Annotated in this window: 9 protein-coding genes; 1 reads left to right on the forward strand and 8 read right to left on the reverse strand. The window is 43.5% G+C overall.

The annotated features are described in order from the left end of the window. Window positions 1-310: 310 nt before the first annotated feature. The 5 genes from MHB71_RS09965 to MHB71_RS09985 all read right to left on the reverse strand — a co-directional run bounded on the left by MHB71_RS09965 (window position 311) and on the right by MHB71_RS09985 (window position 9,208). Window positions 311-1,987 carry an ABC transporter substrate-binding protein gene (locus tag MHB71_RS09965; protein ID WP_340029464.1) on the reverse strand — a complete coding sequence of 559 codons (1,677 nt, stop codon included), beginning with the start codon at window positions 1,985-1,987 and terminating at the stop codon, window positions 311-313. A gap of 42 nt (window positions 1,988-2,029) precedes the next feature. Next, window positions 2,030-3,691, reverse strand: coding sequence for an ABC transporter substrate-binding protein (locus MHB71_RS09970; RefSeq protein WP_282321415.1), 1,662 nt, complete (start codon window positions 3,689-3,691; stop codon window positions 2,030-2,032). A gap of 121 nt (window positions 3,692-3,812) precedes the next feature. Then, the gene (locus tag MHB71_RS09975) at window positions 3,813-5,552 is read right to left on the reverse strand and encodes a sensor histidine kinase (RefSeq protein WP_340029465.1); all 1,740 of its coding nucleotides are present in this window, start codon (window positions 5,550-5,552) and stop codon (window positions 3,813-3,815) included. Continuing rightward, window positions 5,534-7,120 (reverse strand): response regulator, encoded by a 1,587-nt coding sequence (locus MHB71_RS09980; protein ID WP_340029467.1) that lies wholly within the window; start codon window positions 7,118-7,120, stop codon window positions 5,534-5,536. Before MHB71_RS09980 ends, MHB71_RS09975 begins: the two co-directional genes overlap by 19 nt. A 105-nt stretch (window positions 7,121-7,225) precedes the next feature. Then, window positions 7,226-9,208, reverse strand: coding sequence for a hypothetical protein (locus MHB71_RS09985; RefSeq protein WP_340029469.1), 1,983 nt, complete (start codon window positions 9,206-9,208; stop codon window positions 7,226-7,228). Window positions 9,209-9,367: 159 nt separating this feature from the next. Between MHB71_RS09985 and MHB71_RS09990 the strand changes: the two genes are divergently transcribed. Then, window positions 9,368-10,219, forward strand: a complete 852-nt coding sequence (locus MHB71_RS09990; RefSeq protein WP_340029471.1) for an AraC family transcriptional regulator — start codon at window positions 9,368-9,370, stop codon at window positions 10,217-10,219. Between the two features lie 117 nt (window positions 10,220-10,336). On the opposite strand, the gene MHB71_RS09995 is transcribed toward MHB71_RS09990, so the two are convergent. The 3 genes from MHB71_RS09995 to nfsA all read right to left on the reverse strand — a co-directional run bounded on the left by MHB71_RS09995 (window position 10,337) and on the right by nfsA (window position 14,245). After that, entirely contained in the window at window positions 10,337-12,655 is a 2,319-nt protein-coding gene (locus MHB71_RS09995; RefSeq protein WP_340029472.1) for a glycoside hydrolase family 95 protein, read from the reverse strand. A gap of 286 nt (window positions 12,656-12,941) precedes the next feature. After that, entirely contained in the window at window positions 12,942-13,367 is a 426-nt protein-coding gene (locus tag MHB71_RS10000; protein ID WP_127548544.1) for a MarR family transcriptional regulator, read from the reverse strand. Between the two features lie 137 nt (window positions 13,368-13,504). Then, window positions 13,505-14,245, reverse strand: a complete 741-nt coding sequence (nfsA, locus tag MHB71_RS10005; protein WP_127548542.1) for an oxygen-insensitive NADPH nitroreductase — start codon at window positions 14,243-14,245, stop codon at window positions 13,505-13,507. Window positions 14,246-14,254 lie beyond the last annotated feature (9 nt).

Raw genomic sequence — 14,254 nt, forward strand, 5'->3', positions numbered from 1 at the left:
AGACATTAGGTTTCTCCACGGTGAACCTGCTCCTTTCCTGTGCTGTTATTCATGCGAGGAGAAGCCGGAGTTTATGCTCTTTCGTCTTCTCCTGCGCATGTAACAGTTTGTTTTAAAGAGGTTGTTCAAAAAGTCCGCTTTTGATTACGAAAGACGCCTTGCGGCATCATCAGCATCGAATATGGAATTCAGCCGAAATGTCCGTTGCTCACGTAGTTTTCCCTACGCTCCGCTACTCCATTTCTAGCTTCATCCCATCTTCTTGGTACTGAAAACCGGTCTTATTGAACACGCACTTAAAGTGTTCGTATTACCATTTTCCCGCAACACGATCCTTCACAACTTTGGTAATGGTCGCTTCATAACCAGCTTTATCCAATTTGTTCAGTTCAGCCATGTAGGCATCCCACAATTTATCAAAATTCGATGGCGCTCCCAAGATCATCTCCGGCAAGTATTTACGTTGCAAATCATCCGATTTGGTCGTGAAGATCTGTTCAGGTGATCCTTGCTCCAATGCGATGGACCATGCCGGGAACCAAGGCCGCTCTTCCGGTTTGTTAAACAATTCACTAAAGGTTTGGATACCGTAGGCTTCAAGGAATTTCTTATCTCCCTCGGTGTAAGATGCAGCGGCCACTTCCGGCTGGTTGCCAGGGCTATAAGCATTACCATCGGTAAGTGTAGATTCACCGCCATATCGCGGCCAGTCTGATCCGAAGTAAGTGAACCCGAATTTACGGCTCAGCTCCAGATCATCATGGGCTTTGCGTTGATCCTCATTTGCAAAATAAAATCTGCCCTTATCATCCACACTGTACGTCTCGTCCTTGATTCCCCATTGCACCAGAACCTGATTCTCTTCCTTCAGCAAATTATCGAAATATTTGATGATACGAACAGGGTCTTTGGCATTCACCGAGATACCTGTTGCATAGTTGTTGACAAAGCCCGGAGGATCAACATACTGATCCTTAATTCCTTCATCAAACACAATCGGAAGTGGTGCATAACGTTTCTCATCAATGCCTGCCGAGAGCAGGTTTTTCGACGCATCTCCAACCTGCCAGCCATAATTGAAGTATCCTAACACACGACCCGAAGTCAGCTTGGCCAAATACTGGTCTTTGTTCATCGTAAAGGATTCCGGATCAAGCATGCCTTGAGCATTGATTTCATTCAACTTCTGAATCCATTTTTTCTGAGCATCTGTTCCGGCGACAACTTTTGCCTCATGGGTAGTCATGTCGACCATGACACTGCCATCGTTCGGATAACCGGCAAGATGCATCGCTGGATTTTGCAGTGTGAAGAAGTTATTAGCCACACCCGCAAGTGACACAAATCCGATTGTGTCTGCACCGTCGACAGTTGGATGTTTTTCCTTATAATCCTGAATCAGATCAAAATATTCATCCAGTGTAGTGATCTTGGGATAATCAAACTCTTTGAGCACAGATCGTTGAATCCAGAAAGCTCCTCCGCCAACATTTGGACTACCTGAATACTCACCCTGATTAGCCGTATAAGGCAGCGCATAGATTTTTCCGTCTTCGGCATTTTTCATTTTATCGAAGTATGGTCCATACACCCTTTTGATATTAGGGCCGTATTCCTCAATCAGATCATCCAGCGGAATATAGGCACCGGCATCCAGTAACTTGGACATCTCACCACTGGAGCTAATGACATCAGGATAGTCTCCACTGGCAATCATGACACCGGCTTTTGTAGCACTATCACCTACCAGATATTCCAACTTCCAGTCCACACCCGTCTGCTCTTGCAACGCTTTACCGATGGTAGTTTCGCTTGCCAGAACATCCTTCTTGCCTGGAGAGAACATGTAATACGAGAACGTGACTGGACTGTTCTCATCATCACCTGTGGCTGAAGGCGCTGATGACGAACTGTTTTGACTGCACCCAGCCAGCAAAGCTGTTAGTAATACAGCTAAACCCGCTGTTCTAAATTTTGGTTTTAACATGTGAATATTCCCCCGTTCCGTGTTTTCTCTCGTGGATTACACTCACCATTTGCCAGCTACACGATCCTTAACTGCCTGTGTTATCGTAGCTTCGTATGTTTTCTTGTCGAGTTGATTCAATTGACTCATATATTCATTCCATGTGTTCTCGAAAGTGGAAGGCGAATCCATAATCATTTTGGGTAAATATTTCTTCTGGAGGTCTTCTGCCTTGGTGATAAAAATCTGTTCAGGAGAGCCCTGCTCCAGTGCAATAGACCAAGCAGGAGACCAAGGACGCTCATCCGGTGTGCTGAATAGTTCTGTGAATGTCTCCACACCATATTTCTCTAACAACAGCTTGTCACCGTCCGTGTAACTAAAGGTAGCCACTTCTGGTTGGTTGCCCGGTCCATAGGCGTTGCCATCCTCCAGCACGGAGTTATTTCCGTAACGAGGCCAGCTGTAATTAAAATAGTCAAAGCCGAATTTACGACTTAATTCTGGATCTTCATGTGCCTTGCGTTGGTCATCATTTTCAAAGTAAAAGCGACCCTCATCATTCACACTATACGTCTCGTTCTCAACACCCCATTGAACCAGAATCTGGTTTTCTTCCTTGAGCAAATTATCAAAATATTTAATAATTCGCACGGGATCTTTAGCATTTACGGTAATTCCGACACCGTAGTTGTTCACAAAACCTGGCGGGTCCACATACTGGTCTTTGACACTGTCATCAAATACGATCGGGAGAGATACGTATCGTTTATCGTCAATACCAGCCTTCTTGAGGTTGTTCGTTGCATCTCCAACTTGCCAGGAGTAACTGAAATATCCCAGCACCCGACCGGACGTCAACTTGGCGAGATACTGATCCTGGTTCATTGTGAAGGATTCTGGATCAAACATCCCCTGTGCGTTAACCTCGTTCAGCTTCTGAATCCATTGTTTCTGATAATCAGATCCGGCTACCAGTTTGGCTTCATGACTCTGCATATCCACCATCACACTGCCATCGTTTGGATAACCTGCCAGATGCATAGCCGGATTTAGCAGTGTGAAAAAGCTGCCCGATTCACCAGCAAGTGTGGCGAAGCCGATGGTTTCTTTTCCATCGATCTGCGGATGCTTTTGCTTGTATTGCTCAATCAAGTCAAAATATTCGTCCAGCGTTTTGATCTTGGGATAGTTAAACTCTTTTAACACAGCACGCTGAATATAAAAGCCGGTCTGAAAATTAGGCTCTGACACATAACCGATGTTGGCAGTGTATGGCAAGAAGTATATCTTTCCATCCTCCTGTCTGAATTTGTCCATATAAGACCCGTATACCCGCTTGATGTTAGGCCCGTATTGATCGATCAGTTCATCCAGCGGGATAAAAGAACCTGCATCCATCAATTTGGCCATTTCACCACTGGAGTCGATGATGTCGGGGTAATCCCCACTCGCAATCATTACACCTGCCTTGGTTGCACCGTCGCCCACCAGATATTCCATCTTCCAGTCAACGCCTGTTTGCTCCTGTAGCTTCTTGCCAATGGTCGTGCTGCTTGCCAGAATGTCCTTCTTGCCACCGCCAAACGTGAAATATTTAAAGGTGACCGGGGTGTTGTCATTACTGTCAGGATAAGAGGCTTCCGGGCTGGCTTTATTACAACCTGCCAGGGTTACAGCCAGTAAAATGGCCAGACCTGTTATAATGTTTTTTTTTCTAAACATGTAGCAAATGCCCCCTTAAAGTATTGTTTGTGTCTTTAAGCCTTCTCAATATATCAAGATAGCGCTTTCAAAGTTACCCATGAAAGTGTACCTCCTACTTAGAAAAGTATATCCCTCGTATTTAGTCGCCTGGCATGGCTGATGGATCAAGTGGAAGCTTAATTTGGATACGCGTACCTTCTCCTTCCCATGTCTGGATATCGAATGTAAAGTGATTTTTATAACAAAGTTTTAAGCGACTATACGCATTTTTCATGCCAACATGCTCTCCCATATCGGTGTTTTGATCCAGGTAACTTAGCAACTCTTCCAATTTAGCTTGTGACATCCCTATACCGTTATCCGTTAGTCTGATATGGAGCTGGTCATTTTCCATTGAAACGAAGAGTTGAATGATGCCTACTCCCGGAGATGACTCAATTCCATGAATACTTGCATTCTCAACAAAGGGAAGGATAACCATCTTGGGGATTCGGTACATCAGTACCGCAGGATCTGCCTCAATGGTATATTGGAGTTTTTCTCCAAAGCGGTATTTTTGAATTTGCAAAAAACTCTCGATGAGTTCCAATTCTTCCTTCACTGTCACATCATTCTGATTCCAACTAATCGACTTGCGAAACATCTTGGCCATGTTATGCACGATTTTGGCAGTCTCTTTCTCACCTTTGATGAGGCTCCTCATACGTACCGACTCCAGCGTATTAAACAAAAAATGTGGGTTGATCTGACTATGGAGCGCATGAAGTTGTGCTTCCTGCTGCTTCAACTCCAGGTCTTTCTTTTGGATGTCGGCGAGATATACCTCATGAATCAGGTTATGGATCGTCTCGGTCATTCGATTAAATTCCATCGTGAGTTGACCTATTTCATCTCTTGCATCTTCAGGCGGAATCGTCTGAAAATTTTGTGTTTTTACTTTTTTCATATGTTTTAGAATACGCACCAGCCTGACATGGATGGATCTGGACATAGCCGCGATGATAATAGAAGGCAGGACAAAATTAATGCAAGCCAGCCATACGACGAAGGAACGGGACTTCCGCACCTCCTTCAACACAATTTCTTCATCCATCACTCCATGCAGGGACCACCCTTCCAGATAGTTAATGCCTGTATACGTAAGTTCAAAGGGAATCATTTTGTTCGGAAACTGGATCTCGCTGTAACGTTTCCCTATCTGAGCTTCTTTTGCTGTGGGATCATTTGAAAATTGGATGTGTCCCCCCGGATCAAGAAGATACACTTTTCCATCAAATCCGCTGTTGTGGAAATACTGCTTGATCATATCCATATTCAGGTCAATTTTAAGTAACTGCTCTCTCCCCCCAGTGTCCAGATTGTCGAGCCTTTGAACAAGACTTAACATCTGATCCGATGAGATCAGTGCCGGATAAGGGGCGGAGTATGCCTGAAATTGAACGTACCAGTCCGAATTGCGGACCACGTCAGTTAAACGATCAATATAACCGGAAGATAAAATGGTAGAATTATCGGTATACACTTGATACCAGCGAATTCCCTGATTCATTTGACCGGAGAATTGCCCTTTTAGATAGGAATTATAAGCGTCAATGTACTCAAAATGACTTTGAAATGAACGGGAGATGGTGTCATTGAATACAGGGTCAGTATATAACGAATAAGAGAGTCCGACTCCCTGATCAATGGTTACCCGAAGGTCGTTCTTCAGATTGTTCAAGGCCATGCCGGCATCACGAGTTTTCTGACTACGAATATTGGCGGATGTGACATTGTAAAACACCACATTGGTGACAACGATGGGAATAAACACAGATAAGACATACATGAGCAGTAGCTTATCTCGAAGCTTTATGTAATTCAGGTTCCATCTTGGCATTGTGCACCTCGCTGCTCATTTCCCATAAGGAGATTGCGATACTCTGTAGGTGATAACTTAACCAATTTCTCAAACTGAGTTACAAAATAATCCGCATTCTGAAATCCTACACGTGCAGCAACCTCGTACATTCTCAGATCCGTCTGGCGCAATAACTTCTTCGCTTCATGAATCCGCAGGTTGAGCAGATAGTCATTAAAGTATTGATTGTAACTTTTGCGGAATAATCGCCCAAGATAAACGGGGTTCATGTAGAAGAGCGCAGCAATGCTTTTGAGATTGATGTTCTCGGTATAATTTGCATCAATATATCGTTTGATCTTGCTGATATCACCTTTGGTTCGCTCCATCCGCAGATGAGAGACATAATCCTCGGCTTCCTCCAACGCGATGAGAAAAGCATCTTTCAATAGTCGTAAATTCCAACCTTCATGACTTTGTTGTGCCAGCTCCTTCAGTTGTTGCAACCCTTCATCATTACCACCCATTTCGTGGACCACAGCGAGAATACCCGTTATATAACGCAAAAGAGAAACCGATACAGCCTGAGAAGAAAATCGATTCATATGAAACAATTTGAATTTCTCTTCTACAATCTCGTGATAAGCTGACCTATTCCCCTCTTCCAGGCTCAAAATTAAGTGATCCACCTCGTCCTGATATACATTAAAAACAAACAGTGGTTTGTCCTTGATCTCCGTATAACGTACGATACCTCCAGTTTCAGCATATTTATGCTTGGCTGCTTCTTCAGCCGCCATAAGGGATTGTGGGACATCACCAATTTCTTTGACGAGTGTTCCTGCGTAAAGACCGATATCCAGATTAAACCTTTTGCTCAGTGTTATATGAATATGATGCAGTTTATCCTGCAACGCCGAGCCCCCTTGATGATGATCAGGCCACAACAGTAATAAAGCAAACGTGCCACGTTGTTGCTCACTGATGAACATTTTGCATAAATTACTCTCCAGAGAATGTACTGCTTCACGTAGCTGTTCAATCGTAATTTTAATTGCATCTAATCCGGTCTGAAGTTCAATCAAAGTCATGAGCAGACTGGAGTTTCGATTGATCCCAAGCATCTCGGCATATCGATGTTCATCCTCCTTCTGTACATGGCCTTTGATCACATCCTCCAGCATGATGTTACTGGTCTGTCCCTCAGCCAAAAGAATATGTTTTCTTTTATTGCAAATCAGATTAGCCGACTTCTGCAACGTCGCCGTCAGTTCTTCATCATCAATAGGCTTCAGGATATAGTCATGAACGCCGTACCGGATTGCCTGCTGTGCATATTTGAAGTCATGATAACCACTGATGATAATGAACACAGGTTCGAGAAGTGGCATTTTCTCTACGGCACGTATAAGTTCCAGTCCATCCAGAATTGGCATGCGGATATCTGTTATAATCACGTCTGGTTGCAGGCATTTAATCAGATTTAATGCCTCTGCACCGTTCTCTGCCTCTCCGATAATCTCCATGTTAAGATCCATCCAATTTATGAGTTCATACAGCCCTTTTCGTACATACATCTCGTCATCTACCAGTAATACTTTTAACATCCGTTTGTCCCCTTTCCTCCAACGAAAATAAACCGCCGGTAGCGTCTCTCCCTATCGGCGGAATGAATCTAATATGGTGACTGTTGTAGTTATTGCAAAATACATTCATTCATGTCGTGCATAATCCCAATAGTCGCCAACGAGGCCTTCGATGATCGATCCACTGGCCCATGGCATCAGACAAAACCAGGTGCTGGCTGGCGTACCATCCGCATATTTTTCAGTGACCAGTCCTTCCGAATGACAGAAGCGTTCAGACATCCATCCTTTTTTGCCATAGCCGAATTCTTGATCATAACGATTATAGGTCTGACAACCCCACCCGATGGTATCCATCATACGTTGACGAACATAATTCTCTTCCCGCTGTCCAACATAATACAACAGCTCATCCACTAGATTGCTGGACATGGGGTGAATATGCGGATTAGCTACTGAAGTAACACTTCCCCCGGAACTGGACCAGCCTAATGTACTGAGTGGAGGAATCTTAATAGGTGAGTTGTAACAAAATTTGAAGCTGAATTCATAACTGATCGCATCTCTCATGTGATCTAGATATAGCTCGTCACCGGTCAACACGTGCAGAAACCGAACAGCTTTGATGTAAGCCAAAATGCCTTCCGAATCCACTGCCTTGTCCGCATCCAGTGGAGCGCCGTAACATTCCATGTGTTGGACATAGGTGTTGTAATAGTGGGCTTCACTGCGTCTGAGCTCTTCCAGAGAAGATTCATCATGGGTTAACCAACAGTGATATGCCTTGGCAGCAAGACACCAGACTCCACTAAAAGCATCATATTCAAGACCTGCTCCGGTCCGCTCTGACAAAATGGTGGGGTATTCTCCATCCGTATTCTTCGTGCACTCCAGACGATCAAGTATTTGCTTGACGTAAGCAAGCCAATCATCATGACTCACATTTCGAATGCGCTTCTCATAATCGTAACTTTTCAGAATGTAGAACATCGCTTGAGCTACAAGGTAAGAGGAATGACCTGGGGTACGCATGCCGTCGAACCACCAGCCTTTAACACTCCAGATCCCATCCTGATAAGCGTCATACGGAAGTCCGGATTCGGGATTCATGGCATTCTCGATAATATTGGTAATACAGGATAACGCCTGCTGTCGCATGGGCTCATTATTCAGGCGCAGTGCGGCCATAAGCATTGGTGCAGCGATGGTCATACCATTTGTCCAACTGATTGAGATAATTTTGTTGTATCGGTAGCCACCGGTTTCAGCAGCATCTTCATATACAAATGTAGAGTAATGACGATCCTCCGGAAGCCAGGCATACTCATAGATGGCATTGGACAAATCCGTTACCGTTGTCTGAGTGTCACTTCCTTCTCTTGGTTTTTCGTGATACCTCTTATAGATTGTTTCCAGTGCTGGATTGATGCCCAGTTCTGATTCAGACTCGTAGTTATATAGTTCAAGTGTGAGCCCAATCGATTCACCTGCAGCAAGTTCAAAACAGTTTTCTCCAAGGGCAGCTCGCTCATGGACAAGTCTGGATTTGATAAATAACAACGGAGCATTCTCATATCCCAACGTATATCCGACCGTACCCTTTTTAATAGAACATGTGAATCCCCCATATTGCACAAAGTTTCCTTCCATTCCTGGATACCATTGCTGCTTCTGGTTTCCTGTATTGATCCAGTAGGGACTTGCGCTTAGACCAACAATCCGACCTTCATCATAGATAAGTGCAGCTGGATGAGACAGACGATCACTTCTTACCATCCACCAAGGTGATGAAGGACGAGAAGGACTGCCCTCCCTTAGCCTGGGGAACTCATTTGGAACATTCTGAGGTGCTTCGCCCCGGTTGCGGCCATACATAAATGCAGGTAAAAAAAACCTCGGATTCTTTTTGTCCAACGGCATTTCCACATGAATAACCCCTGCCCAGGCATTCTGTCCCTCGTTGTAAATCTGAATGTCGGCTTGCCATGGAGCTTCTGCACTGCCGTTTCCGCTTATTACTTTTACGCTAGCTTTGAGAGCATGCTTGTCCAGTGCCGTGTATTCTACGGTGTCCTGCACTTTACTTCTAGCCGTGAAAATCAGATCCATCTTTTCCTCCAATCGCGTTGTACACACCTGAGTGGAAACGCTTGCAATTATGTATCCATCATGCTAGGATGGTTACATTTTATAGGTTCACGTCTGCAATTTCATTGCACAAACGGCTATATTTATTGCGCGAAACGACAAGGAGGTCATATATCTGATATGAATGAGACTTCAGAATACCTGTTTGATCCAATCCAGAATGAGCTGTTGTACCTTCATCGCACCACCACGTATAATATGGGAACGTTTTATCATCGACATAATGCATATGAACTCTACTTATTTCTTCGTGGCAATGTGAATTTCTATATTGAGAACCGTTGTTACCATTTGCAACGTGGAGATCTGCTCGTTCTTAACCCGGAGGAGATGCACCGTTCCTTTGCCTTGGACAAAAACGAATATGAGAGAATTACCATAAATCTGAAAAAGTCATATCTGAACCGCTTGTCTACTTCAAGCACCAACTTATCCGCATGTTTCGACTACCGTCCCAAGGGTAAGGGTAATATCGTACATCTTGAAGAGGACGAACTTCAACGAGTGCTACAATTAGCTGACGAGCTTGAACAGTATCTCTCATCAAGTGACTATGGAGCGGATATTCTGGGGAATATTTTGATTACACAGTTACTACTTCTAACGAATCTAACTTTTCAAAATACGGATTTTGTTGCAACGGATATTATGCCTGAACTAGTTCGAAACACGATGGATTACATTGAATGTAATCTGACGAGGCAACTGACGCTCGAACAATTGTCAGAGGCTATGTTCACGAATAGCAGCTATATTAGTCGACAATTCAAAAAGCATACCGGACTCACGATTCGAACATACATTCTTAGTCGCCGTATAGAGCTGTCGAAATCTTATTTAATCGAAGGTTTAAGTATTACAGAGGCCTGTTATCAATCCGGTTTTGGAGATTACGCCAATTTTATTCGCAGCTTCACCAAGCAGGTAGGCACTTCACCTGGTAAATTTGTTAAATATGGAAGTCTTCTTTAAACATTGTATTGAGCAAAAACACGCCAACTCTTGCCTAAATCTTATCTCAGCAAAAAAAAGAGCGAATTCACCCGGCAATTTTGTCAGCCGGTATTCGCTCAGGTAATCGGTAAATTCTTATTTGTTATTCCAGTCGTATCCTTTTAGTTCAATTATTGAATTGGGGCCAGGAAAGGTTAATTCTATTTTTTGGTCCAGATAGGACACGGTTACTCTTGTTTCTTCAATAGAACGAATTCTGGTATTTAACAGACGACCATTTTCCCATTCCAGATCTATTTCAAATCCGCCACGAGCCCGAATACCACGAATATATCCTTTTGGCCACCCTGCTGGTAAAGCAGGTAACAATCTGATTACTTCGTTATGACTCTGGAGAAGCATCTCTGCTATCCCTGCAGTACCTCCAAAGTTCCCATCAATTTGAAATGGAGGATGGTCACAAAACAGATTGGGTAACGTGGAGGAACGTAGAAGTTCCACGATGTTATCGTGTGCAAGTTCCGACTCCTCTAATCGTGCCCACATGTTGAGAATCCACGCCCTGCTCCATCCTGTGTGTCCACCACCGTGTTCCAGTCTTCTGTCGAGTGTTACACGAGCTGCCTTGGCCAGATCAGGCGTTGATTGCAACGTAATTTGCGTTCCAGGATGCAAAGCGAATAAATGGGAGATATGTCTGTGGCCAGGTTCCAATTCATCATAATCGTTACTCCACTCTTGGATCTGGCCATGTTTTCCAATGGAGGTCTCCGGTATTTTGGTTAAAGCACTGCGGAGTACTTCTCCAAATTCCTGATCTTCTTGCAATATTCGGGTACTTTCAATGCAACGCGTGAAGAGTTCTCTAATAATCTGATTGTCCATTGAAGCACCAAAACATAAAGCCCCCGACTCTCCATTATCTAATATATAGCGATTTTCCGGTGAGGACGAAGGACATATCACCCAATTGCCGGAAGGATCCTCTATTAGATAATCCAGAATAAAGATAGCCGCATCTTTCATCGTGGAGTAAGCTTTTTTGAGAAATTGAACATCCTTATTATATTCGTAGTGGTCCCATAGATGTAATGAAAGCCATGCTCCTCCCATGGTCCAAAACGTCGATGTCATGCATACATCCTGCGGAGCAGCGTCTGCCCAGATATCCGAGTTGTGATGAGCAACGAACCCCTTGCATCCATACATGGTTCTAGCGGTTTCCTTTCCCCGGACTTGCAGTCGATCTATAAAATCAAACAATGGAACGTGACATTCAGACAGATTGCAGCTTTCTGCAGGCCAGTAGTTCATCTGTGTATTAATATTAATCGTATATTTGCTGTCCCATACAGGAAGCATGTCTTTATTCCATATCCCTTGAAGGTTTGCCGGTAAAGAACCTGGACGACTACTTGAGATAAGCAGATAGCGACCAAATTGAAAGTATAGACTCAGCAGTTCCGGATCATGCTGACCAGCTCTAAGCCGCTCAAGACGCTGATCGATTGGAAGTTCAGAACATATCACATCTTTATTTTCATCTTCGAGATGTATATCCATCTTTTCGAATAAGGATTGATAGTCCGAGACATGATCGGCTAGCAGTTCGCTATATGGTTTTGCGGAAGCAGTATCAATCCTGCGGAGGCACTCCACTTCGAGTTGTTCCTTAGGTACTCGGAAATCCGTGCAAGCCGTGATTAGAATAGTCGCTGAATCACCATTCTTCAGAGAAAGCTGACCGCTTGAATAATGAACCTGCCCCCCTTCAGATATAAGGCGAATCGCACAACAAAATCGGATTCCTTCTTCTCCCCCACTTCTTCCCCGAATGATCAAGTTATTCGTTCCACGCTTCTCGATCCGGTCCAGATAGGATTGGAAACCAACAGGATGCTTAAGAATATCTGAATAGGATGTTGATTCCAGAACAGCTCCCCTGCCAAAAACAGTGGAGAAAGATAACTTTCCAGGCACGCTTGATTTGAGATGAACAACGAGCACTTGATCCGGGTAGCTAGCAAAATAATCACGGCTGTAAATGGATTGATCTGCGGTATAATGCACGTTTACCTTGCCTTGTTCCAGATCGAGATGTCTTTGATATCCATTTGGTTCATGTTCACTGTGATCCATAGCGATATAGAAGTCCCCTAATGGCTCATAATGCCTTTGCCCGTCAGGAACACCTACCAGAGTATCTGCTGCGAGTTCTTCTGCTTCCCTAATCTTACCGTCAAAAATCAGGCTTCTGATCTGAGATAAAGATTCAAGTGCTTGAGGATTATTCCGCTGCATCGGTCCACCATACCACAGACTATCTTCATTAAGCTGAATTCTCTCAATCTGTCTTTTCCCAAAAATCATGCCTCCAAGAGTTCCATTTCCGATAGGCAATGCCTCTTCCCATGTTCCAGCAGGTTGATTAAACCAGATATTTTTGGTCTTCACGTTAAAACCTCCAACGAATTTTAATTCCTCACATTTTCATGTTTAGTGTGTTCCGTTTGTATGTTCTTTCAGTGTACTGTAATCTCTTCAGCATCTAAATGAACAAAATTAACTTGAATTATCACAATCTTATCCCAACATTAGAGGTGTAATCGTGAATTCCGAAACTGACAGTACAAATTCTTTGTTCTGGACAGGGAAGTTTAGCTATTGGCAATAAAAAAAGCCGCTATAATAGCGGCTCTGTTTCGTTCATTTAGTTAGCTTACGTGAAGCTTGGCATAAGTTATAAGATATTTTGCTCCATTTGTTGCATGAATTGTCTCAATATTAGCCGATCTTCCGAAGAAATGGATTGAAGTAGTTTCTCTTGTTGCTCTCTCCATTTATGCTCAACCGGTTTTTCTAATTCTTTGCCCTTATCGGTTAGAAAGATACGCATGATCCTTGCATCCTGTACATCACGCTTGCGATATATAAATCCGTTCTGCTCCAGTGATTTGACCATGTTTGTAACCGTTGGTGGTTCGCATTTCATATGTTCACTTAGTTGCATCTGTGTTACCCCATCACCCAACCACAGCCGGTACAACAGATTATCTTGTCCTACATAGAGATTAAGTTCCCGAAGAGATTCACTATAATTTCGTCGCATTTGGGAGGAAATTCGATCTAAAGACTGTCGAATTTCACAATCTACTGTATCTGTCATGAACGATCCCTCCCTACATCCGAATTATATTTAGCAGACTAAATGTATCATGGAGATATACAGGTGTCAATTCACCTTAGTGTCGTCTTTAAGGGCCTTTTCCTATCCAAGTTTCACCGGAAAGATTGGTTTAGTCCTTATTTTTTGGCAAAACCTTGCTTGTTCAAATAGGTCATCATTTGCGGTTGAATACTTCTCTCGAGGTGATCCTGGATATGGTCACTCCATCCTTTTACTTTTTTTACGGTGAAAGGGGCTCTCGTCGGACGATTTTCATAATACTTCAGCATGGTCTCATCATAGATTGCTAATTTCTCTTGATCCATTGGTTGGTATTGATTATCAAGCAATACCATGGATTGAGGGAGTCGAGGTTTCAGTTCCGGCTTATCTCCAGCTGGATTACCGATACATAACCCCACCAGAGGGATAACAAATTTAGGTAAATTCAATACGTCAGATAGTTCGCTAATATTAGCTCTGACCGCACCAATGAACACTCCGCCAAGTCCCAGCGATTCAGCCGCGGTTAACGCATTTTGTGCCATCAGGCCAGCATCGAATGAACCAATCAACAGAAATTCAATATATTCAATATCCACATCCGGAGCGATTTCATGATTTCGGTTGAAATCTGCACAGAAGATCCAGAATTCGGCCGCTTCTTCAATATAGGGTTGATCGACACACAGATGTCTGAGTTTTTTTCGAAGTACTGGATCTGTGATGCGTATAATGGATACCGCCTGCAGAAGACTGAACGATGAAGTTTGGTTTGCTGCCTGAAATATTGCATCTATTTGTTCCTCAGTTAGGGGTTGAGATGTGTAAGAACGAAACGATGTATGGTTATGAAGCAATTCAAGTGTGTTATTCATTAAAAACTC

Source organism: Paenibacillus sp. FSL H7-0940, assembly GCF_037979415.1.
Taxonomy (GTDB): Bacteria; Bacillota; Bacilli; order Paenibacillales; family Paenibacillaceae; genus Paenibacillus; species Paenibacillus amylolyticus.